The sequence below is a fragment of the Pseudomonas sp. MHK4 genome, from assembly GCF_054600775.1.
The window spans coordinates 258,431-280,822 of record NZ_BAAIAK010000009.1 but is presented as its reverse complement, the minus strand read 5'-3'; the positions used below and the strand labels follow the sequence as shown (position 1 = coordinate 280,822).

Annotated in this window: 22 protein-coding genes; 15 read left to right on the top strand and 7 right to left on the bottom strand. The window is 59.3% G+C overall.

Going from position 1 to position 22,392, the window contains the following annotated elements; all coding sequences use genetic code 11:
• Positions 1 to 186: 186 nt before the first annotated feature.
• Together oadA and ACYP2Q_RS22595 are read right to left on the bottom strand one after the other, a co-directional pair.
• Positions 187 to 1,995 carry a sodium-extruding oxaloacetate decarboxylase subunit alpha gene (oadA, locus tag ACYP2Q_RS22600; RefSeq protein WP_459732539.1) on the bottom strand — a complete coding sequence of 603 codons (1,809 nt, stop codon included), beginning with the start codon at positions 1,993 to 1,995 and terminating at the stop codon, positions 187 to 189.
• An 11-nt stretch (positions 1,996 to 2,006) separates the two neighbouring features.
• Positions 2,007 to 3,422: an acetyl-CoA carboxylase biotin carboxylase subunit gene (locus tag ACYP2Q_RS22595; protein WP_046817975.1), complete on the bottom strand. Its 1,416-nt coding sequence runs from the start codon at positions 3,420 to 3,422 to the stop codon at positions 2,007 to 2,009.
• Positions 3,423 to 3,612: 190 nt separating this feature from the next.
• On the opposite strand from ACYP2Q_RS22595, the gene ACYP2Q_RS22590 reads away from it, so the two are divergent.
• A complete protein-coding gene (locus ACYP2Q_RS22590; RefSeq protein ID WP_274074610.1) occupies positions 3,613 to 4,575 on the top strand; it encodes a LysR family transcriptional regulator in 963 nt (320 codons plus the stop codon).
• On the opposite strand, the gene ACYP2Q_RS22585 is transcribed toward ACYP2Q_RS22590, so the two are convergent.
• From ACYP2Q_RS22585 to uraH, 3 genes are all read right to left on the bottom strand, one after another.
• Complete coding sequence (locus ACYP2Q_RS22585) at positions 4,517 to 4,729, bottom strand: PA3496 family putative envelope integrity protein (RefSeq protein WP_459732538.1); 213 nt, start codon at positions 4,727 to 4,729, stop codon at positions 4,517 to 4,519. The two genes, ACYP2Q_RS22590 and ACYP2Q_RS22585, sit on opposite strands and share 59 nt — an antisense overlap.
• Positions 4,730 to 4,920: 191 nt before the next feature.
• Positions 4,921 to 5,787 (bottom strand): transcriptional regulator HexR, encoded by an 867-nt coding sequence (gene hexR / locus ACYP2Q_RS22580; RefSeq protein ID WP_008056956.1) that lies wholly within the window; start codon positions 5,785 to 5,787, stop codon positions 4,921 to 4,923.
• Between the two features lie 266 nt (positions 5,788 to 6,053).
• Complete coding sequence (uraH, locus tag ACYP2Q_RS22575; protein ID WP_017339772.1) at positions 6,054 to 6,407, bottom strand: hydroxyisourate hydrolase; 354 nt, start codon at positions 6,405 to 6,407, stop codon at positions 6,054 to 6,056.
• A 444-nt stretch (positions 6,408 to 6,851) separates the two neighbouring features.
• Here uraH and puuE point away from each other — a divergent pair, with 444 nt between their 5' ends.
• The 8 genes from puuE (at position 6,852) to ACYP2Q_RS22535 (ending at position 14,947) form a co-directional block, all read left to right on the top strand.
• A complete protein-coding gene (gene puuE / locus ACYP2Q_RS22570; protein ID WP_459732536.1) occupies positions 6,852 to 7,778 on the top strand; it encodes an allantoinase PuuE in 927 nt (308 codons plus the stop codon).
• Positions 7,775 to 8,290, top strand: a complete 516-nt coding sequence (gene uraD, locus ACYP2Q_RS22565) for a 2-oxo-4-hydroxy-4-carboxy-5-ureidoimidazoline decarboxylase (protein ID WP_459732535.1) — start codon at positions 7,775 to 7,777, stop codon at positions 8,288 to 8,290. Before puuE ends, uraD begins: the two co-directional genes overlap by 4 nt.
• Before the next feature lie 88 nt (positions 8,291 to 8,378).
• Positions 8,379 to 9,374 carry an allantoicase gene (alc, locus tag ACYP2Q_RS22560; protein WP_046817970.1) on the top strand — a complete coding sequence of 332 codons (996 nt, stop codon included), beginning with the start codon at positions 8,379 to 8,381 and terminating at the stop codon, positions 9,372 to 9,374.
• Between the two features lie 116 nt (positions 9,375 to 9,490).
• The gene (locus tag ACYP2Q_RS22555; protein WP_007960046.1) at positions 9,491 to 9,994 is read left to right on the top strand and encodes an ureidoglycolate lyase; all 504 of its coding nucleotides are present in this window, start codon (positions 9,491 to 9,493) and stop codon (positions 9,992 to 9,994) included.
• Positions 9,995 to 10,045: 51 nt separating this feature from the next.
• Entirely contained in the window at positions 10,046 to 11,350 is a 1,305-nt protein-coding gene (locus ACYP2Q_RS22550) for a urate hydroxylase PuuD (protein ID WP_459732534.1), read from the top strand.
• A 119-nt stretch (positions 11,351 to 11,469) separates the two neighbouring features.
• A complete protein-coding gene (locus ACYP2Q_RS22545) occupies positions 11,470 to 12,828 on the top strand; it encodes a nucleobase:cation symporter-2 family protein (protein WP_459732533.1) in 1,359 nt (452 codons plus the stop codon).
• A 172-nt stretch (positions 12,829 to 13,000) separates the two neighbouring features.
• The gene (locus tag ACYP2Q_RS22540) at positions 13,001 to 13,786 is read left to right on the top strand and encodes an outer membrane protein OmpK (protein WP_459732532.1); all 786 of its coding nucleotides are present in this window, start codon (positions 13,001 to 13,003) and stop codon (positions 13,784 to 13,786) included.
• 375 nt (positions 13,787 to 14,161) lie between these two features.
• Positions 14,162 to 14,947 carry an outer membrane protein OmpK gene (locus tag ACYP2Q_RS22535; RefSeq protein WP_459732531.1) on the top strand — a complete coding sequence of 262 codons (786 nt, stop codon included), beginning with the start codon at positions 14,162 to 14,164 and terminating at the stop codon, positions 14,945 to 14,947.
• An 84-nt stretch (positions 14,948 to 15,031) separates the two neighbouring features.
• Here ACYP2Q_RS22535 and ACYP2Q_RS22530 read toward each other — a convergent pair whose 3' ends face one another.
• Together ACYP2Q_RS22530 and ACYP2Q_RS22525 are read right to left on the bottom strand one after the other, a co-directional pair.
• Positions 15,032 to 16,186: a patatin-like phospholipase family protein gene (locus ACYP2Q_RS22530; RefSeq protein ID WP_459732530.1), complete on the bottom strand. Its 1,155-nt coding sequence runs from the start codon at positions 16,184 to 16,186 to the stop codon at positions 15,032 to 15,034.
• 35 nt (positions 16,187 to 16,221) lie between these two features.
• Positions 16,222 to 17,154 carry a lipid A biosynthesis lauroyl acyltransferase gene (locus ACYP2Q_RS22525; protein WP_459732529.1) on the bottom strand — a complete coding sequence of 311 codons (933 nt, stop codon included), beginning with the start codon at positions 17,152 to 17,154 and terminating at the stop codon, positions 16,222 to 16,224.
• Positions 17,155 to 17,272: 118 nt separating this feature from the next.
• Here ACYP2Q_RS22525 and minC point away from each other — a divergent pair, with 118 nt between their 5' ends.
• The 6 genes from minC (at position 17,273) to ACYP2Q_RS22495 (ending at position 22,312) form a co-directional block, all read left to right on the top strand.
• Complete coding sequence (gene minC / locus ACYP2Q_RS22520; RefSeq protein WP_459732528.1) at positions 17,273 to 18,019, top strand: septum site-determining protein MinC; 747 nt, start codon at positions 17,273 to 17,275, stop codon at positions 18,017 to 18,019.
• A 200-nt stretch (positions 18,020 to 18,219) separates the two neighbouring features.
• Positions 18,220 to 19,032 (top strand): septum site-determining protein MinD, encoded by an 813-nt coding sequence (gene minD, locus ACYP2Q_RS22515; RefSeq protein WP_008056976.1) that lies wholly within the window; start codon positions 18,220 to 18,222, stop codon positions 19,030 to 19,032.
• 3 nt (positions 19,033 to 19,035) lie between these two features.
• The gene (minE, locus tag ACYP2Q_RS22510) at positions 19,036 to 19,290 is read left to right on the top strand and encodes a cell division topological specificity factor MinE (protein ID WP_007974947.1); all 255 of its coding nucleotides are present in this window, start codon (positions 19,036 to 19,038) and stop codon (positions 19,288 to 19,290) included.
• A gap of 183 nt (positions 19,291 to 19,473) precedes the next feature.
• Positions 19,474 to 20,109, top strand: coding sequence for an RluA family pseudouridine synthase (locus tag ACYP2Q_RS22505; protein ID WP_459732527.1), 636 nt, complete (start codon positions 19,474 to 19,476; stop codon positions 20,107 to 20,109).
• A gap of 161 nt (positions 20,110 to 20,270) precedes the next feature.
• Complete coding sequence (locus ACYP2Q_RS22500; protein WP_459732526.1) at positions 20,271 to 21,113, top strand: BUD32 family EKC/KEOPS complex subunit; 843 nt, start codon at positions 20,271 to 20,273, stop codon at positions 21,111 to 21,113.
• 107 nt (positions 21,114 to 21,220) lie between these two features.
• Positions 21,221 to 22,312 (top strand): hypothetical protein, encoded by a 1,092-nt coding sequence (locus tag ACYP2Q_RS22495; RefSeq protein ID WP_459732524.1) that lies wholly within the window; start codon positions 21,221 to 21,223, stop codon positions 22,310 to 22,312.
• Positions 22,313 to 22,392: the final 80 nt, after the last annotated feature.

Below are 22,392 nucleotides of genomic sequence, written 5' to 3'. Positions count from 1 at the left end.
AAAAAGGAAGGAAAGTATTAATATCGCGCATAAGAACGCCGGTTTGTTAGATGTGTTTGCTCGCACGAACATCATCAATCAAATCGGCGTTCTTGTTTCTGTGTTTCCCAGGATTCCGTGATGAACCAAAAAAAAGGGGAGCACATGCCCCCCCGAGGTTTAAAGCGTTGTATCGCGGCTGTTAACTCAGCCTTCGATCTCGATCAGGATCTCGCCCGGGTTCACCCGGTCGCCCTTGGCCACGTGGATGGCGGTGACTTTGCCGGCGATGGCCGCCTGGACTTCGGTCTCCATCTTCATCGCTTCGGTGATCAGCACAGCCTGGCCAGCCTTGACGGTGTCGCCCTCCTTGACCAGCACATCGACGATGTTGCCTGGCATGGTGGTGCTGACGTGGCCCGGGGCCGACGCCTGCTTGCGCTTGCTGCTGCCACCACTGACGAACTCGTTGAGCGGTTCGAACACCACTTCTTCCGGCATGCCGTCGATGGACAGGTAGAAGTGACGCTTGCCTTCGGCCTTGACGCCGACACCGGTGATGTCGACGCGGTAGGTTTCGCCGTGGACGTCGATGACGAACTCGGTCGGCACGCCCTCACCGCCGGCCGAGGCGACGCCACCGGCTTCAGGAATCGGCAGCAGCACTTCAGGGGTCAGGGTGCCCGCCGCACGCTCTTCGAGGAACTTGCGCCCGATGTCCGGGAACATGGCGTAGGTCAACACGTCTTCTTCAGATTTGGCCAGGGCACCGATGTCGGCGCGCAGCTTGGCCATTTCCGGCTTGAGCAGGTCCGCCGGACGAACGTCGATCACTTCTTCGCTGCCGATGGCCTGGCGACGCAGTTGCTCGTTCACCGGGGCCGGCGCCTTGCCGTAGCCGCCTTGCAGGTACAGCTTCACTTCGTTGGTGATGGTCTTGTAGCGCTCGCCGGCCAGCACGTTGAAGAACGCCTGGGTGCCGACGATCTGCGAAGTCGGGGTCACCAGCGGCGGGAAGCCGAGGTCTTCACGAACCCGCGGGATCTCTGCCAGCACTTCGCCCATGCGGTTCAGGGCGCCCTGCTCTTTCAACTGGTTGGCCAGGTTGGAAATCATCCCGCCCGGAACCTGGTTGACTTGCACGCGGGTGTCGACGGCGGTGAATTCGCTTTCGAACTGGTGGTATTTCTTGCGTACGGCGTAGAAGTACAGGCCGATCTCTTGCAGCAGTTCCAGGTTCAGGCCGGTGTCGAACTCGGTGCCCTTGAGCGCAGCCACCATCGACTCGGTGCCTGGGTGGCTGGTGCCCGAAGCGAAGCTGGAGATCGCGGTGTCGATGTGGTCGGCGCCGTTTTCGATGGCCTTGAGCTGGCACATGGTCGCCAGACCGGCGGTGTCATGGGAGTGAATGAACACGGGCAGCGACTGTTCGGCTTTCAACGCCCGAACCAGTTCGCCGGTGGCGTACGGGGTCAGCAGGCCAGCCATGTCCTTGATTGCTACCGAGTCGCAACCCATGGCTTCCATTTGCTTGGCTTGCGCCACGAACGCGTCAATGGTGTGCACCGGGCTGGTGGTGTAGGCGATGGTGCCTTGGGCGTGCTTGCCGGCGGCTTTCACCGCTTCGATGGCCACGCGCAGGTTACGCACGTCGTTCATGGCGTCGAAGATGCGGAACACGTCGATGCCGTTGACCGCTGCCTTGGCGACGAAGGCCTTGACCACGTCGTCGCTGTAGTGACGGTAGCCCAGCAGGTTCTGGCCACGCAGGAGCATTTGCAGGCGCGTGTTAGGCAACGCTGCGCGCAGCTGGCGCAGACGCTCCCACGGATCTTCCTTGAGGAAACGTACGCAGGCGTCGAACGTCGCGCCGCCCCAGCATTCCAGCGACCAGTAGCCAACCTTGTCGAGCTTGTCGCAGATAGGCAGCATGTCTTCGGTGCGCATGCGGGTCGCGAGCAGCGATTGGTGGGCGTCGCGCAGGATGGTATCGGTTACATGAATCTTCTTGGACATTGTTCTATTCCTCACAGGCCTGCGTGGGCGGCGATGGCGGCGGCGATGGCCAGGGCCAGCTCTTCGGGTTTGCGCTTGATCGAGTAGTTGGTCAGTTCAGGATGGCTTTCGACGAAGCTGGTGTTGAACTGGCCGCTACGGAATTCCGGGTTACGCAGGATTTCCTGGTAGTACGCTGCGGTGGTCTTGACCCCTTGCACACGCATGTCGTCCAGCGCGCGCAGGCCACGGTCCATCGCTTCTTCCCAGGTCAACGCCCAGACCACCAGTTTCAGGCACATGGAGTCGTAGAACGGTGGAATGGTGTACCCGGTGTAGATCGCCGTGTCGGTCCGTACGCCCGGACCGCCGGGTGCGTAGTAACGGGTGATCTTGCCGAAGCTGGGCAGGAAGTTGTTTTTCGGGTCTTCGGCGTTGATCCGGAACTGCAGCGCGAAACCGCGGTGCTGGATGTCTTCCTGTTTCACCGAGAGCGGCAGGCCGGAGGCAATGCGGATCTGCTCGCGAACGATGTCGATACCGGTGATTTCTTCGGTGATGGTGTGTTCCACCTGCACCCGGGTGTTCATTTCCATGAAGTACACCTCGCCCTCGGCGAGCAGGAACTCCACGGTACCGGCGTTCTCGTAACCCACGGCCTTGGCTGCACGCACCGACAGGTCGCCGATGTAGGCACGCTGTTCCGGGGTCAGTTGCGGGCTCGGGGCGATTTCGATGAGCTTCTGGTTGCGGCGCTGGATCGAGCAATCACGCTCGAACAGGTGCACCACGTTGCCAAAGCTGTCGCCGAGGATCTGCGCTTCGATGTGCTTGGGGTTGACGATGCACTTTTCCAGGAACACTTCCGCGGAACCGAACGCCTTGGTGGCTTCGGAAATGACGCGCGGGAACGCCTGTTCGAGCTCTTCACGGCTGTTGCAGCGACGGATACCGCGACCGCCACCACCGGAAGTGGCCTTGAGCATCACCGGGTAACCGATGCGGTCGCCTTCGGTCAGGGCTTCTTCAATGCCCGCGACGTTGCCTTCGGTACCCGGCGTGACTGGTACACCTGCCTTGATCATGCTGCGGCGGGCTTCGGTCTTGTCACCCATGCGGCGAATGACTTCAGCCGATGGACCGATGAATTTGATCCCTCGTTCGGCGCAGATGTCTGCCAGCTCGGCGTTTTCCGAAAGGAAACCGTAGCCGGGGTGCAAGGCATCGCAACCGGTTTCCACGGCCAGGTTCACCAGCTTGCGCGGGTTCAGGTAACCGGCCAGTGGCTCGGCACCAATACTGTGGGCCTCATCCGCACGTTTGACATGCAGGGCATGACGATCGGCGTCGGAATAGATCGCGACCGAGCGAATGCCCATTTCGGCACAAGCGCGTACGATTCGTACGGCAATCTCACCACGGTTGGCGATCAGGATCTTTTTTATCACTTGGAGTTTCCCTTGATCCGGTGTGACCCACGACCTGCTAGACCAGGTCGACGAGTGACCAAATGTTTCAAATTGGTCGCAACGCCACACTAGCGCTCACAAGGGATTAACAAAAATGAATAATTATTGGGTCGTGCATAAGTAAAGACTTATAGTTGACACATCAGCCCGTGGCCAGAGTGTCCAGATTATGCGTAAGTCCTTGATGCGTATGACATTGCGTCAATTGCAAATCTTCAACGAGGTCTGTGACCTGAGGTCCTACAGCCGCGCAGCCGACGAAATGTCCCTCACGCAACCGGCCGTCAGCCTGCAGATTCGTCAACTTGAGGAGCTGGTGGGCCAGCCACTGTTCGATTATGTCGGCAAAAAACTCTACATGACCGAAGCGGCGGAAGCCTTGCAGCGCGCGAGCCGGGACATCTTCGGGCGCCTGGAAAACCTCGACATGCAACTGTCGGACATGCAGGGCTCGCTGCAAGGGCAACTGAAACTGGCGGTGGAGTCCAGCGCCAAGTATTTCGTACCGCACCTGTTTGCCGCCTTCAAGCGCCAGCACCCGGAGGTTAACCTGCAACTGACGGTGGTCAATCGCGCCCAGGTCATTCGCCGACTGTCGGACAACCGTGACGACCTGGTGATCATGTCCATGGTGCCGCAGGACATGGGGCTGGAGTTCCTGCCGTTCCTGAACAATCCGATCGTTGCGGTCGCACCGCCGGACCATCCGCTGTGCCACTTGGGGCCGTTACGCCTGCAGGACCTTGAGCCTTATACCTTGCTGATGCGCGAGGTGGGATCGGGGACGCGAATGGCTTGCGAGGAATACTTCAAGGAAAAGCGCGTGCACTTCAACCAGACCCAGGAGGTCTCTTCGGCCGAAGCCCAACGTGAATGCGTGCTGGCGGGTCTGGGCGTGGCACTGTTGACGCGCCACGCCCTGAACCTTGAATTGGCCACGGGCGGCTTGATCGAGTTGCCGATCGAGGAACTGCCGCTCTACCGCAGCTGGTGCCTGGTACAGGCCAAGGCCAAACGCCTGTCACCGGTGGCTCACGCATTCCTTGCGTTCATTCGCAGCGAAAGAATCCAGATCAGCGCGCTGGTTGAGCGCTTCGACGGGAAGTTGTCGGCGCCGCCTGCCAGTAATTGAGTTCCAAGCCTCCAGTAAAATCGGCGATCTCTGCCTGAAGTTGACGCTGCTCGCAGCGATCTTCGATCGCGCGGCGAAATGCCATGCGGCGCTGGTCTTCCTGTTGACGACGGGTTTTGACGGCGCTGTTGCGTTCTTCGTAGATCTGGGCCATTTCGAGTCTCCCAAGTCGAGTACGGGAGTTTCAAGATAGGCGCGGGGGATGACGGTTTGGCGGCGGGTCGGTTACAGACAGATGAACCCTGTAGGAGCTGGCTTGTCGGGACGCCGCATCGCAGCGAAGAGGCCCGAAAGACAAACACACACCTCAAGAACGCCTTCGCCGGCAAGCCAAGCCCCTACAAGTCAGTCGTCCAGCGCTTTCACTGACTTGGGCGACAAACGCAAGCTGCGCAGGCTGCGCTTGACGCTCTTGAGGTGGTTGACCAGGCTTGGCCCGCGGGCCATCGCCACGCCCATGGCCAACACATCGATCACCACCAGGTGAGCGATACGCGAGGTCAGTGGCGTGTAGATTTCGGTGTCTTCGTGAACATCGATGGCCAGGTTGACAGTCGACAACTCGGCCAGAGGCGTCTGGCTCGGGCACAAGGTAATCAACGAGGCGCCGCTCTCACGCACCAGATTGGCGGTGATCAGCAAATCCTTGGAGCGGCCGGACTGCGAAATGCAGATCGCAACGTCACTTGGCTTGAGAGTGACCGCCGACATCGCCTGCATGTGCGGATCGGAATACGCCGCCGCGGTGAGCAGCAAACGGAAAAACTTGTGCTGCGCATCCGCCGCCACTGCTCCGGAGGCGCCAAAACCATAGAACTCGACGCGCTGGGCCTGGGACATGAGCGTCACTGCCCGCTGCAATTCCAGCGGATCGAGCTTTTCGCGAACCTCCATCAGCGTGTGCAGGGTGGTGTCGAAAATCTTCAGGCTATAGTCGGCGACCGAGTCGTCCTCATGGATCGCAAATTGCCCGAAGCTCGCCCCTGCCGCCAGGCTCTGGGCCAGCTTGAGTTTCAAGTCCTGGAAACCCGAGCAACCGATGGCGCGGCAAAAGCGCACGATGGTCGGTTCACTGATACCCACGCTGTGGGCCAGGTCGGCCATGGAACTGTGCATCACGGCCGCAGGATCAAGCAGAACGTGATCGGCGACCTTGAGTTCCGACTTGCGTAACAGGTGGCGAGACTGGGCGATGTGTTGCAGCAGATTCAAAGGGCTGGACTCTTTTTTATTTGGCAGGCGCCGGGGATGTAGCACGCTTGTAGTTATACTACATGAATCGTCTTTTTGCCTGCTGAATAAGTAACTGAATTGTCTTTGCCACACCCTGTTTTAGCGGCATGAGCCTTATGTAGCAGTAAATCCGGCCTTTGCCGCCAAGGATTTTTTGCGAAAAAAAAGCCCGCAGTGTGAGCGGGCGAAAGACCAAAGAAGCTATATGCGCAGTCGCTTCATTGATGAGGAAGCCGCTTGGGGGATCAGCTTCCTCGGTACGTTGAATAGCTGTAGGGCGAAATGAGCAGCGGCACATGGTAGTGATCCTGCTCGGCAGAGATGCCAAAACGCAGCACCACCACATCCAGGAAAGCAGGCGTAGGCAACTGGACGCCACGGGCGCGGTAGTAGTCGCCTGCATGGAATTGCACCTGATAGACCCCGGTGCGGTAGTCATCGCCCTGCAGCAGCGGTGCATCGACACGGCCATCGCTGTTGGTTATCGCGCTGGCGACCAATTCCAGCTGCGAGCCTTCAACGCGGTACAACTCGACCTTGATCGAGCTGCCCGGGCACCCGTGTGCAGCGTCCAAAACGTGTGTAGTCAAACGTCCCATTGATTCTGCGCGTCTGCCTGCATGGAAGCAGCCAGACCTCGCGCCTCCCGAAGTCAGTTGAAAAGGAGACCGCACCGATTCGGAGCACGAAAAGCTGCGGCGAGCGATTGATTAAGACATTTTTCAAAAAAATTGTACACAATAAAAACGACATTTCGTCGCACACTACCGCCCTGCCCGGTTTTCCCGTCGATTTTCCAGCGTTCCTTACGCTGGCGCTGCCTTCGAGCCATTAGCTGACCAATCAGGCAAATTTCTTGCACAGGACTTGTGACAGCCTGGAAACCCCACGACAGATGACCGCTGATGAAAAATGCAAAAAATCAGGCTTACAAAATGATTATAAAGTTGTATACAATCATCCCATCGCTGTGACGCCACCCTGCCATTGCACCCTCAGGCGCGCCACACCACCTGTCAACACGAACAAGAAGGAAGACTGCAGTGAGCGCTGACTACCCTCGCGACCTGATCGGTTACGGCAGTAACCCTCCACACCCACACTGGCCGGGCAATGCCCGCATCGCCCTGTCGTTCGTACTCAACTACGAAGAAGGCGGCGAGCGCAACATCCTGCACGGCGATAAAGAGTCTGAAGCCTTCCTCTCGGAAATGGTCTCGGCGCAGCCGCTGCAAGGCGCGCGCAACATGAGCATGGAATCGCTTTACGAGTATGGCAGCCGCACCGGCGTCTGGCGGATCCTGAAATTGTTCAAGGAGTTCGACATTCCGCTGACCGTCTTCGCCGTGGCCATGGCCGCCCAGCGTCACCCGGATGTGATCCACGCCATGGTCGATGCCGGCCACGAGATCTGCAGCCACGGCTACCGCTGGATCGACTACCAGTACATGGACGAAGCCCAGGAACGCGAGCACATGCTCGAAGCGATCCGCATCCTCACCGAAATCACCGGCGAACGCCCACTGGGCTGGTACACCGGCCGCACCGGACCGAATACCCGCAAGCTGGTGATGGAGGAAGGCGGCTTTCTCTATGACAGCGACACGTACGACGACGACCTGCCGTACTGGGAACCGAACAACCCGACCGGCAAGCCGCACCTGGTGATCCCGTACACCCTGGACACCAACGACATGCGCTTCACCCAGGTCCAGGGTTTCAACAAGGGCGACGATTTCTTCGAATATCTCAAGGATGCATTCGACGTGCTCTACGCCGAAGGTGCCGAAGCTCCAAAAATGCTGTCGATCGGCCTGCACTGCCGCCTGATCGGCCGTCCGGCGCGTCTGGCTTCGCTCAAGCGCTTTATCGAATACGCTAAAAGTCATGAACAGGTGTGGTTCAGCCGTCGCGTCGACATCGCGCGCCACTGGCAGGAAACCCACCCGTACCAAGGGGCCGCGAAATGAGCGCCTTTCAAACATTGAAACCCTCGACCCTGAGCCGCGACACCTTCGTCAAAGCCTTCGCCGACATCTACGAACATTCGCCATGGGTGGCCGAAAAGGCCTTCGACCTGGGCCAGGACGCTTCGATCGACCAGATCGAAACCCTGCACCAGCGCATGAGCGACATCCTGTTGAGCGCCGATCACGCCAGCCAGCTGGCTTTGATCAACGCTCACCCGGACCTGGCCGGCAAAGCCGCCGTCCAGGGGCAACTCACCGAAGCCAGCACCAATGAACAGGCTGGCGCCGGTATCCACCAATGCACGGCCGAAGAGTTCCAGCGCTTCACCGAGCTGAACGACGCCTACAAGGCCAAGTTCAAGTTTCCCTTCATCATGGCGGTAAAAGGCAGCAACCGGCATCAGATCCTCGCGGCGTTCGAAACGCGCATCCACAACCCGCAAGACACCGAGTTCAAGTGCGCGCTGGCGGAGATCAACAAGATCGCCCTGTTCCGTTTACTGACCCTATAGCGATCTTGGCCCGAGCGTGACTGAACGCACAAATCGCCCAGGGCCCTGAGAGCATCCCAAGCCACTTATTTAAAGGCAGACAAGAAGAATGAAAGCTTACGCCGTACCTTTCGAGAAGTTCGTCAACCTGGCCGACGCCCGCCTGGGCACCAAAATCATCTCGGTCACCGATGACTGGTTCGCAGACGCCAACCGTCTGTTCCAACCGACCCCGGCCGTGTGGAAGGAGGGCGTGTTCGATGACAACGGCAAGTGGATGGACGGCTGGGAGTCACGCCGCAAGCGCTTTGAAGGCTACGACAGCGCGGTGATCCGCCTGGGCGTGCCTGGTTCGATCAAGGGCGTGGACATCGACACTTCATTCTTCACCGGCAACTTCCCGCCGTCGGCCTCTTTGGAAGCCTGCTTCCTGGCCTCGGGCGAACCAGACGCAAACACCCAGTGGACCGAAGTGCTGTCCGCCGTCGAGCTGCAAGGCAACAGCCACCACTACCACGAAATCAGCAACGACCAGGCCTTCAGCCACCTGCGCTTCAACATCTACCCGGACGGTGGTGTAGCCCGTCTGCGCGTATACGGAATTCCGTTCCGCGACTGGTCGGCTGTCGGTGACAACGAGCAAGTCGACCTGGCTGCTGCCCTCAACGGTGGCCGTGCCCTCGCCTGCTCCGATGAACACTTCGGCCGCATGAGCAACATCCTCAACCCGGGCCGCGGCATCAACATGGGCGACGGCTGGGAAACCGCACGTCGTCGCACGCCAGGCAATGACTGGGTGATCGTCGCCCTGGGCCACCCGGGCGAGATCGAGAAAATCATCGTCGATACCCTGCACTTCAAGGGCAACTACCCGGACAGCTGCTCGATCCAGGGCGCATTCGTGAAGGGCGGTACCGACAGCCAAATCGAAACCCAGTCGCTGTTCTGGCGCGAACTGCTGCCAAGCCAGAAGCTGGAAATGCACGCCGAACACACCTTCGCCGAGCAGATCAAGGCCCTGGGCCCGATCACCCACATCCGCCTGAACGTGTTCCCGGACGGTGGTGTGAGCCGCCTGCGCGTTTTGGGCAAAGTCGCTAAATAAGCGCTGACCCAATCGCCAGCAGGCTGGCTCCCACATTTGCAATGCGTTCCCCTGTGGGAGCCAGCCTGCTGGCGATAGCATTAGAACCAACAACACAGAATTCGGATAAGAACAGCATGCGCACACTGACGATTGAACCGCTGACCAAAGAAGCCTTCGCCCCTTTCGGTGACGTGATCGAAACCGACGGCAGCGATCACTTCATGATCAACAACGGTTCGACCATGCGCTTCCATAAACTGGCGACGGTCGAAACCGCAACGCCTGAGGACAACGCGATCATCAGCATCTTCCGCGCCGACGCGCAGGACATGCCGCTGACCGTGAGCATGCTGGAGCGTCATCCGCTGGGCAGCCAGGCTTTCATTCCGCTGCTCGGCAACCCCTTTCTGATCGTGGTCGCGCCACTTGGCGATGAACCTGTATCAGGCTTGGTCCGCGCCTTCGTCACCAACGGCAGGCAGGGCATCAATTACCATCGCGGCGTCTGGCACCACCCGGTGCTGACGATCGAAAAGCGGGATGACTTCCTGGTGGTTGATCGCAGTGGCACAGGCAATAACTGCGATGAGCATTTTTTCAAAGAGGATGAGCGTTTGATCCTCGCCCCCCACCAATAAGAGAAGGTCCGATCACTCGACAACAAGAGTGACGGGCGAGAGGTAAAGACTGTGGAAGCACATCTGTTGGAATGGCTGAACCTGAGCGTGCGCTGGGTTCACATGATTACTGGCGTGGCCTGGATCGGCGCATCGTTCTACTTCGTCTGGCTGGAAAACAACCTCAATCGGGTCAACCCGAAAAGCGGTCTGGCCGGTGATTTGTGGGCGATCCACGGCGGCGGTATCTACCACCTGGAAAAATACAAACTGGCTCCACCGACCATGCCGGACAACCTGCACTGGTTCAAATGGGAAGCCTACTTCACCTGGATGTCGGGTATCGCGCTGCTGTGCGTGGTGTTCTACTCCAATCCGACGCTCTACCTGCTGGCTCCGGGCAGCACCCTGAGCGGCCCTGAAGGCGTGGCCATCGGTATCGGCTCGCTGTTCATCGGCTGGTTCATCTACTCCTTCCTCTGCGACTCGGCCCTGGGCAAACGCCCTGCACTGCTGGGTTTCATCCTGTTCGTGCTGATCATCGGTGCCGCCTACGGCTTCAGCAAAGTGTTCAGCGGTCGTGGCGCGTACCTGCACGTCGGCGCGATCATCGGCACCATCATGGTCGGCAACGTGTTCCGCATCATCATGCCGGCGCAACGTGCACTGGTCGCGGCCATCGCCGAGAACCGCACGCCGGATCCGGCACTGCCGGCCAAAGGCCTGCTGCGTTCGCGTCACAACAACTACTTCACCTTGCCGGTGCTGTTCATCATGATCAGCAACCACTTCCCGAGCACCTACGGCAGCCAGTACAACTGGTTGATCCTGGCCGGGATCGCGGTATTTGCGGTGCTGGTGCGTCACTACTTCAACACCCGTCACGACAGCCACAAGTTTGCCTGGACCCTGCCAGTGGCAGCCGTCGGCATGATTTGCCTGGCTTATGTAACCGGTCCGAAGCCGATGTCCAGCGCCCCTGAAGTGGCCAAGGCCCCTGCTGCAATCGAGTACCAGCCATTGCCGGAAACGGCAGTGGGCGGCGGCTTGAAACCGGCGGAAGCCAAACCTGCGCAAGCGCCTGCTGCTGCACCCGCGCAAGCGTCCAACGCAGGCCCGGGCTTCGACAAGGTGCACAGCGTGATTCAGGAACGTTGCGCGGTTTGCCATTCGGCCAAACCAACCAGCCCACTGTTCAGTGCCGCCCCGGCCGGTGTGATGTTCGACACCCCCGAGCAGATCCGCCAGAACGCGGCGCGCATCCAGGCTCAAGCCGTCGCCAGCCAGATCATGCCACTGGGCAACATCACCCAGATGACCCAGCAGGAACGTGACCTGATCGGCGCCTGGATTGTGCAGGGTGCCCCGACCAATTAAACGTTGAAAAGCTTCGCGGGCAAGCCGGCTCCTACAGGAGCTGGCTTGCCCGCGATTGGCCGCGACGCGGTCTACCTGATGCACAAAATCACAAGAATAAAAATGATCCGAGGTGTTGCATGTCCGAGCTCTCCCAAGCGCGCATCCCCGACGCACCCGCCATTCAGCGTTTGCCCCTCTTGCAACTGATCCTGGTCGGTTTGCAACATGTTCTGCTGATGTACGGTGGCGCCATCGCGGTGCCGCTGATCATCGGACAGGCCGCTGGCCTGAGTCGTGAAGAAATCGCCTTCCTGATCAACGCCGACCTGCTGGTCGCCGGCATCGCCACCATCGTCCAGTCTCTCGGTATCGGTCCCATGGGCATTCGCATGCCGGTGATGATGGGTGCCAGTTTTGCCGCCGTCGGCAGCATGGTCGCCATGGCCGGCATGCCGGGCATCGGCCTGCAGGGGATCTTCGGCGCCACCATCGCTGCCGGGTTCTTCGGCATGCTCATCGCGCCGTTCATGTCCAAGGTCGTGCGCTTCTTCCCCCCTCTGGTGACCGGCACGGTCATCACCTCGATCGGTCTGTCGCTGTTCCCCGTGGCCGTGAACTGGGCCGGCGGCGGTGCCAGCGCCGCTCAATTCGGCTCACCGATCTACCTGATCATCGCCGCGCTGGTGCTGGGCACCATCCTGCTGGTGCACCGTTTCATGCGCGGTTTCTGGGTCAATATTTCCGTGTTGATCGGCATGTGCCTGGGCTACGTGCTCTGTGGCGTGCTCGGCATGGTCGACCTGAGCGGCATGGCCCAGGCACCATGGCTGCAATTCGTCACCCCGCTGCACTTCGGCATGCCGAAATTCGAGCTCGCGCCGATCCTGTCGATGTGCCTGGTGGTGGTGATCATTTTCGTCGAATCCACCGGGATGTTCCTCGCCCTGGGCAAGATCACCGGCCAGGAAGTCTGCCCACGCATGCTGCGCCGCGGCTTGCTGTGTGACGCCGGCGCCTCGTTTTTCGCCGGTTTCTTCAACACCTTCACCCACTCCTCCTTCGCGCAGAACATCGGCCTGGTGCAGATGACCGGCGTACGTTGCCGTTCGGTGACCATTGTCGCCGGCGGTTTGCTGATCGTCCTGAGCCTGCTGCCCAAGGCTGCGTTCCTGGTGGCCTCGATTCCACCGGCGGTGCTGGGCGGCGCGGCGATCGCGATGTTCGGCATGGTCGCTGCCACCGGGATCAAGATCCTGCAGGAAGCCGACATCGGTGACCGGCGCAATCAGTTGCTGGTGGCGGTGAGCATCGGCATGGGCCTGATCCCGGTGGTGCGTCCGGAGTTTTTTGCCCACTTGCCGCTGTGGATGAGCCCGATCACCCACAGCGGTATCGCCATGGCCACGCTCAGTGCCCTGACGCTGAACCTGCTGTTCAACATCCTTGGCGGCGCCGAACGCGCGGCCATCAACGACTGCCACGCCCACACCCATTAATCAAGAAACGCATACCCACCCTGTAGGAGCGAGCTTGCTCGCGATGGTCGCTAACGATAACGCGTGATTGCTGAAACAACGCGGCGCTCTCAAGTCCTTCGCGAGCAAGCTCGCTCCTACAGGGGGTAGGGGTTTCCTGCGCCTTGAAAATAAAAACAAGAGGGAGCAACAGATGATTCGTACCCAGACAAACCTGTTGTTGGCGGGCGGTCTTTTGGCCGCCACTCAAGCCATGGCCGGCGATTTGCTGCTGTGGCAAACCAACAGCCTGAGCTATCTGTACGGCAAGGATTTCGCGGTCAACCCGTCGATCCAGCAGACGGTGACCTTCGAGCACGCCGACCGCTGGAAGTACGGCGACAACTTCATGTTCATCGACAGCACCTACTACAACGGTGAGAAAGACCGCAACAAAGGCGTTCACGCTTATTACGGCGAGTTCAGTCCGCGCCTTTCCCTGGGCAAGATCCTTGACCGCCGTTTCGAATTCGGCCCGATCAAGGACGTGCTGCTGGCCCTGACCTACGAGAACGGCGAAGACGACAGCGAGGCCTACCTGATCGGCCCTGGCTTCGACCTCGCGATACCAGGCTTCAACTATTTCACCTTGAACTTCTATAACCGCCAGACCGAAGGCTCGCGCCCCGGCGACAATGTCTGGCAGGTCAGCCCGGCCTGGTCCTACACCCTTCCACTAGGCAACTCGAGCGTACTGATCGACGGCTACCTGGACTGGGTGGTGGACAACGACCAGAACTCCCATGGCACTTATCACGCCAACGTGCACTTCAACCCGCAGATCAAATACGACTTGGGCAAAACCCTTGGCTGGCGTGAAAAACAGGTGTACGTCGGCGTCGAGTACAGCTACTGGAAAGACAAGTACGGCATCGAAAACAACGGCAACCTCGACACCAATGAAAACACCACCAGCCTGCTGGTGAAGGTGCATTTCTAAGATGACCCGCAACCGTGCCCCACACCTGTCGTCGGTGCGCTGTTGCGGGGCACTTGAGACCTGGCCGAGGAGTCAGTATTCTCCGCGGCCGCCTGAATCCGCTTTAAAAAAAAGCCCGGATTTAATTCCTGACCAGAAAGCCAACTTATCCCGGCTCTGGTCGGTACCAAGGCATCCCCAAACCCCTCTCAATCGACTGTTTTTGAGCAGCCGAGCGGGAGTTTTTTTGTTTTCTGAAAGCCTTGGCGCAGCTCTTGCTAACAGCACTAAAGCTGACCGATTGGATGATATTTTGCAGCTACGGAAAAAGGCGCCACACCAGAGCGTCGACCTTAAAAAAATAACGTGAAACCACTACTTTTTGGGAGCAACCGAATGAAACGTACGTGCACTAGCCTGATGCTGGCGGGATCGTTGCTGGCGGGGGGCCAGGCCATGGCCGGCGACTTGCTGCAATGGCAGAACAACAGCCTGACCTACCTGTATGGCAAGGACTTCCAGGTCAACCCGCGCATCCAGCAGACCGTGACCTTCGAACACGCCGACGGCTGGAAGTACGGCGACAACTTCTTCTTCATCGACAAGATTTTCTACAACGGCAAGGAGGACTCTTTCGCGGGTGAGAACACCCACTACGGCGAATTCAGCCCGCGCCTGTCGTTCAACAAGATCTTCGACCAGAAGCTGGAGTTCGGCCCGATCAAGGACGTGCTTTTGGCCATGACCTATGAGTTCGGCGAAGACGACACCGAGTCGTACCTGATCGGTCCGGGTTTCGACCTGGCCATCCCCGGCTTCGACTACTTCCAGTTGAACTTCTACAACCGTCACACCGAAGGTGACCGCCCGGGTGACGATGTCTGGCAGATCACTCCGGCCTGGTCCTACACCATCCCTGTGGGTGACTCGGATGTGCTGATCGACGGTTTCATGGACTGGGTTGTCGACAACGACGTGAACGACAAAGGCGAATACCACGCCAACCTGCACTTCAATCCGCAGATCAAATACGACTTGGGCAAGGCGCTGAACCTGGGCGCCAAGCAGCTGTACGTGGGTGTCGAATATGACTACTGGAAAAACAAGTACGGTATCGAAGACAGCCAGGGCTTCAAGACGGATCAGAGCGTGACCAGCTTCCTGGTCAAGGTTCACTTCTGATTTAAAATCAAAAGATCGCAGGCTTCGCCAGCTCCTACATTGGAACGTTCCCTGTAGGAACTGCCGCAGGCTGCGATCTTTGTTTTATGCCAACCCCAGAAACCGGCTCAACTCATCGCGCTTGGCCAACGCATCCCGCCGCCCCAGATCAATCAACTCGCTGCAATACCCCGCCTCGAACAACAGATAACTCAACACCCCTGCCCCACTGGTCTTGGTCGCCCCCGGCCCACGCAAGAACAGGCGCAGTGCCGCCGGCAATTCCTGGCGATGGCGTGCGGCAATCTCGTCGATCGGTTGACTCGGTGAAATCACCAACACCTCCACCGGCGCCACGCCAAGCACGCGGGTCGGTGTGCCCTCGGGCATCAGGTGGCTGAACTGATTCAAACGCCGCAGCAATTCGATGTCACTTTCCAGGCTGTCGATGAACGTACTGTTGAGCATGTGCCCGCCAATCTGCGCCAGCGTCGGTTGTTGCCCGGAATAGGCGCGCTGCAGCGGTTGCTCGGGATCGATGCCGCGCGGGTTGCCGCTGACCCCCACCACCAGCACTCGACTGGCGCCCAGGTGCAACGCCGGGCTGATGGGTGCCGATTGGCGCACCGCGCCGTCACCAAAATATTCCTCGCCGATTTTCACTGGGGCGAACAGCAGCGGAATGGCCGAACTGGCGAGCAAATGGTCAATGGATAATTGGGTGGGAATGCCGATCCGGCGATGGCGCAACCAGGCGTCGATAGTGCCGCCGCCCTGATAGAAGGTGACGGCCTGGCCAGACTCATAGCCGAAGGCCGTGACGGCGACCGCGTGCAACTGCCTTTGGGCGATGGCTTCGGCTATACCGTTCATCGGCAATTTGTCGTCGAGCAATTCGCGCAACGGCGAGCTGTCGAGCAGCGCCACAGGCACCTGCGCGCCGAGGCCCAGCAAGCTGTGACTGACGAAGCGGGTGGCTTGGCTGATCACGCCCGGCCAGTCGCTGCGCAACACCAAGTGACTGCGAAAACCTTGCCAGAACGCGGTCAGCCGCTCGATGGCCGCGCGAAAGTCCAGCGCCCCGCTGGCCAGGCTGACCGCATTGATAGCCCCGGCGGACGTGCCGACAATCACCGGAAACGGATTATCCGCGCCCAATGGCAGCAACTCGGCAATCGCCGCCAGCACGCCCACCTGATACGCCGCCCGAGCCCCGCCGCCGGAAAGAATCAACCCTGTGACCGGTTCAGCAGGACTCATCGCAACGCTCCATGGTGCATGTCGGGATCGGCCGTTCAGCCGCGTTTTGCGTACAGCTTCGGCTCACCTGGCGGACGGCTCTTGAAGCGGCGATGGGCCCAGAGGTATTGCTCTGGACAGTCACGCAACACGCCTTCGATCCACTGGTTGATGCGCAGGCAGTCGGCTTCCTCGGTTTCACCGGGGAAGCCTTCGAGCGGCGCGTGGATCACCAGGCGATAACCACTGCCATCCGCCAGGCGTTCCTGGGTGAACGGCACCACCAGCGCCTTGCCCAGCCGCGCGAATTTGCTCGTGGCGGTGACTGTGGCGGCCTGGATGCCGAACAACGGCACGAAAATGCTTTGCTTGGCGCCATAATCCTGGTCCGGTGCGTACCAGATCGCCCGGCCGGCCCGCAGCAACTTGAGCATGCCGCGCACGTCCTCGCGCTCCACCGCCAACGAATCCAGGTTGTGCCGCTCGCGACCGCGACGTTGCACGTAGTCGAATAACGGGTTCTTGTGTTCGCGGTACATGCCGTCGATGGTGTGCTGCTGGCCGAGCAGCGCGGCACCGATTTCCAGCGTGGTGAAGTGCACGGCCATCAGGATCACGCCCTTGCCGTCGCGCTGGGCATTCTTCAGGTGCTCCAGGCCCTCGACATGGGCCAGTTTCGCCAGCCGCTCGCGCGACCACCACCAGCTCATCGCCATCTCGAAAAAGGCTATACCGGTGGAAGCGAAGTTTTCCTTGAGCAGACGCTTGCGCTCGGCCGCGGATTTTTCCGGGAAGCACAGCTCGAGATTGCGCTTGGCAATGCGCCGCCGGTCGGCCGCTGCTCGATACATGAGGGCACCCAGGACTCGACCGATCCACAGCAATGCAGGGTACGGCAGCTGGACAATCAGCCATAACAGCCCCAGACCGCACCAGAGCGGCCAGAAACGCGGCATCAGAAAGGTTGTTCGAAAACGCGGGCGATCCATTAAAGGTTCCGAAAAGACGATGGCCGCGCATTCTACATCGTTCGACCCGGCTTGCGGCTCGCGGGCGATCTCGTTATAAGTCTGGGCACTTTTAGTGACAAGTCGTTGTATGCCGAACATGAGCCAAACCGAACCGCTAGACCAAGATCCCGTGTTCCAGCTGAAGGGCAGCATGCTCGCCATAACGGTGCTGGAACTGGCCCGTAATGACCTTGAAGGCCTCGATCGGCAACTGGCCGCGAAGGTCGCACAGGCGCCGAATTTCTTCAGCAACGCGCCGTTGGTACTGGCCCTGGACAAACTCCCGACCAATGGTGGCGCCGTCGATCTGCCCGGCCTGATGCGCGTTTGCCGCCAGCATGGCCTGCGTACCCTGGCTATCCGCGCCAGCCGCATCGAAGACATCGCGGCCGCCATCGCAGTCGACCTGCCGGTGCTGCCACCGTCCGGTGCCCGTGAACGGGCGCTGGACCTGAACGAAGGCGTCGTGGCGAAAAAGCCGGAAAAGCCGGAAAAACCAGCGGAACCGAGCATCAAGCCGACGAAAATCATCACTTCACCAGTACGTGGTGGCCAGCAGATTTATGCCCAGGGCAGCGACCTGGTGGTGATCTCCTCAGTCAGTCCGGGGGCGGAACTTCTCGCCGATGGGAACATCCATGTATACGGCCCGATGCGTGGTCGCGTGCTGGCCGGCGTCAAGGGTGACACCAAGGCACGGATTTTCTGCCAGCAAATGAGCGCTGAACTGATCTCCATCGCCGGCCACTACAAGGTTTCCGAAGATCTGCGCCGCGACCCGTTGTGGGGTTCGGGCGTGCAGGTCAGCCTGTCAGGCGACGTGTTGAACATCATTCGGCTTTAACGGATACTGCCGCATTTTCCAAGCATCTCTAAAACGTAGCGAAAACGGCTCAAACGAAGTAGGAAAACGGCTACAAACAGTGTTTACCGGGTGTAAATGCCATTTGCGGCCCATTCCAGCCAAGGCTGTCCAACTGCTGTAGTTTTCAAGAGATGTTTTTCAGGGGCTAAAAAGTCCTTTTTCCTTAGGGGTGAAACACCTTGGCCAAGATTCTCGTGGTTACATCCGGCAAGGGTGGTGTGGGTAAGACCACCACCAGCGCCGCTATCGGTACCGGCCTCGCTTTGCGCGGTCACAAAACAGTCATCGTCGACTTCGACGTCGGTTTGCGTAACCTCGACCTGATCATGGGTTGCGAGCGCCGCGTGGTGTATGACTTCGTCAACGTGGTCAATGGCGAAGCCAACCTGCAACAGGCCCTGATCAAAGACAAGCGCCTGGAAAACCTCTACGTGCTGGCGGCCAGCCAGACCCGCGACAAAGACGCGCTGACCGTCGAAGGCGTGGAAAAAGTCCTGATGCAACTCAAGGAAGACTTCGAGTTCGTGGTCTGCGACTCCCCGGCCGGTATCGAAAAAGGCGCCCACCTGGCCATGTACTTCGCTGACGAAGCGATCGTCGTGACCAACCCGGAAGTATCTTCGGTGCGTGACTCCGACCGCATGCTCGGCCTGCTGGCCAGCAAGTCGCGCCGCGCCGAACGCGGCGAAGACCCGATCAAGGAACACCTGCTGATTACCCGTTACCATCCAGAGCGCGTGAGCAAGGGTGAAATGCTCGGCGTCGAAGACGTCAAGGAGATCCTCTCGGTGGCCCTGCTCGGCGTGATCCCTGAATCCCAGGCGGTGCTCAAGGCATCCAACCAGGGCGTTCCGGTGATTCTCGACGACCAGAGCGATGCCGGCCAGGCCTACAGCGACACCGTAGATCGCCTGTTGGGCAAAACCGTGGAACATCGTTTCCTCGATGTACAGAAGAAGGGATTCTTCGAGCGCCTGTTTGGAGGCAATTAAGCAATGAACCTTTTTGACTTCTTTCGTGCCAACAAAAAGCAAAGCACCGCGTCGGTAGCGAAAGAGCGTCTACAGATCATCGTGGCGCACGAACGCGGCCAACGCAGTACCCCGGACTACCTGCCAGCCTTGCAGAAGGAACTGGTCGAGGTGATTCGCAAGTACGTCAATATCGGGTCCGATGACGTGCATGTCGCACTGGAAAGCCAGGGCAGCTGCTCGATTCTGGAACTCAATATCACCCTGCCAGATCGCTGAGTCGATCCGGCTGGAGCCACGGCGGCTCAGGCCCTTCAGCCCCCCGTGCAGGAGCGAGCTTGCTCGCGATGGAGTGTCAGTCACATCGTTGTCGACTGGCACACCATCGCGAGCAAGCTCGCTCCTACACAAGGGGAGAATGGAGGCCTGAGCCGCCGTTGGCGTTTGTTACGAGGCTGTTTGATGCCGTTGTCCAATATCCACATCATCCATGAGGATGCCGCTGTCCTGGTGGTCAATAAACCCACCCTGTTGCTCTCCGTGCCCGGTCGGGCCGACGACAACAAGGACTGCCTGATTACCCGGCTGCAGGAAAACGGCTACCCGGAAGCGCGAATCGTCCACCGCCTGGACTGGGAAACATCCGGCATCATCCTGCTGGCGCGTGATCCCGACACGCACCGTGAACTGTCCCGACAATTTCACGACCGCGAAACCGAAAAGGCCTACACCGCATTGTGCTGGGGTCAGCCGGAGCTCGACAGTGGCAGCATCGACCTGCCGCTGCGCTACGACCCGCCGACCAAGCCACGGCAAGTGGTGGACCATGAATTCGGCAAACACGCCCTGACCTTCTGGCGCGTGCTGGAGCGCTGTGGCGACTGGTGCCGCGTCGAACTCACGCCGATCACCGGACGTTCCCACCAATTGCGCGTGCACATGCTGTCGATCGGTCACCCGCTGCTGGGTGACGGCCTCTACGCCCACGAGCAAGCCCTGGCCGCCTGGCCACGACTCTGCCTGCACGCGAGCATGCTCAGCTTCACTCACCCACAAAGCGGTGAGCGACTGCGCTTTGAGTGCCCTGCGCCTTTTTGAGTCAATGAACTCGTGAAACTCATTGAAAAAGCCCTTACTTCGAAGGGCTTTTTTCATTTTTCGTTACAGATACCGAGAAATGAAAATCTGGTGAAATCATTGTCATAAATTTGTAATAAATCGTAAAATGATGGCACTTAGACAGCAGGCAGGAAGCCCCCGTGCTTAGCAGTAAAAAGCTTCAATGCGACTACCCCATCACTTTTGTATCCGGCAACACCACCTTGCACCTGAGCCAGCCGCCGAGCATCGAAGCGCAACAGGCGCTTGAGCAACTCATAAAAAAACGAAAAAACAATAAACTCACCCGTGCCAGTGCGCCGTTGGCCTCTGGTCCCACGCCTTTGTTTGCCAAGGTCCAGCCATTGGATACATTCAAGGCAAAAGTACGCGTCACCCTGGGTAAACCGCAGCGCAATGGTCGATTCGACTGGCCACTGGAGGAGTTGGTGAACACCCGGGAAGCCCAACGCCGCGGCGTTTCAATGCCCGCGCTGGAGGGTTATGGCTATACACGGGATCGTCTGGGCCTGACCCGCGAATACTTCATCCTCACGCACCTGCTCGATAAGCACATCGACGGCTTGCAGTGGCTTAGACGCAACCCGGACCAGGTCGAAACCTTCATTTTGAACGCGTTCGAACTGCTCGGCTCGCTGTCGCAAAAGAACATCACGCATATGGATTTCTGGGCCGGCAATATCATGGTCCCCGAAACGTCGCAAAAACCGCTGAAAGCCATAGACTTCGAAAACTGTTTTGCCGACCACTCCCCTCACTTCAGTGCGACACTCGGCTTTCAGCTGGGGTTCTTCTATCACCGCGAGATCTACAAGCTGATTACCGAAGCTGACTATGACAACTTGGTGGATGAATACATCCAGGCGCTCCCCGGCCTTTCGCGAGAACAGTTCAATGAGGCTTATCACCCGAGCAAACATGAGCATGTCGGGCGTAAACAGCGACGTGAAGTCTTCCTCAGCGGCAGACTGATCACCGGCTGACAGCCGCACCAAGGCCATACGCCGCGCAAATACTTCCAGTCAACAGTGCACCTGCATTGCCCCAGGCCAATACGGTAAACTTGCGTTTCTGTTGCCTGGAGCTACTTATGCGCGAAGCGCTGTCACCCCTAGAGAAAACACCGCACCAGTTGCTCTACCTCATCTATGGCAACCAGGATGTTTACCGGCGCGAAGCCAAGTTCAGCATGCTTACCGCCCTGGCACAGCTCAAACGGGGTGAGTCGCTGTGCATCAGGGTCATGACCGATCGCCCCCAGGACTATGCTGGCTGGCCGGTCGACACCATCGCCCTGGACGAGCAGACCATGGCCCAATGGCAGGGCGAAAACGGCTATCACCACCGGCGCAAGGCCTGTGCCATCGCCCAGGGGTTGAAGCTTGCGCACAAGACCCTGTTCGTCGACACCGATACGCTGTTCCTGGAGTCGCCCCATCGCGTCTTCGAACGGATCGGGCCGGGGCGCTATGTCATGGACCGTTTCGAATACGACTGGAGCTACGTCTGCGACCGCCCGGACTACGTCAAGCTCGGCCGTTGCCTGCAAGCCCATGGCATCTCGTCCCACAACAGTTTCAAGCTGTATAACAGCGGGCTGTGCGGTGTTACCGACGGCGATATGCCCCTGCTCGAAGCATCGATCCGCCTGATCGATGAATGGACCCGGGGCTCGTTCGATATCCATACCATCGAGCAGATCGCCCTGTCGTTCGCGATGCGCAACCAGCCCGTCCAGGAAGCGAAGAAATTCATTTATCACTACTTCGCTGAAAAACGCTTCTTCCACGCCATGCAGAAGCATTTTTTCACTCGCCATGGCGAGCAGTTCCGCCCGGAACTACCGGCCCTGTGCACAGAAGTCCCGCGCTGCAAACCCGTGCCGTCGCCCTGGCAGCGCCTGCGCATCAAGTGGAAACTGCGCAACAAGCACAAGAGCATGAAAAAGGTCGGTCGTGACCTGCTGTATGGCAGCGCGGCGCCTGATCATCCGTATTACGAAGTGTGCCGCCACGAGTGGTGGGAGTCCGCTTCCCGGGAAATCCTGCGCTGGGAAGAAGACAAACAGAAAAAATTCTTCGGCACGGAAAAGGGTCGCTGGCCAAAACACCTGCCCCGCCCGGCAAAGTCCTCGGACGAGCAAACCATCATTGCCTACCTGCGCGAGCGGATGACTCATTGACCGCCAGGCAGGCCCGTCGCTGAAAGCTCTTGCCCAATGCGCCGGGCCAATACGTTAAACTGGCGCCATTGCTGTCTGGA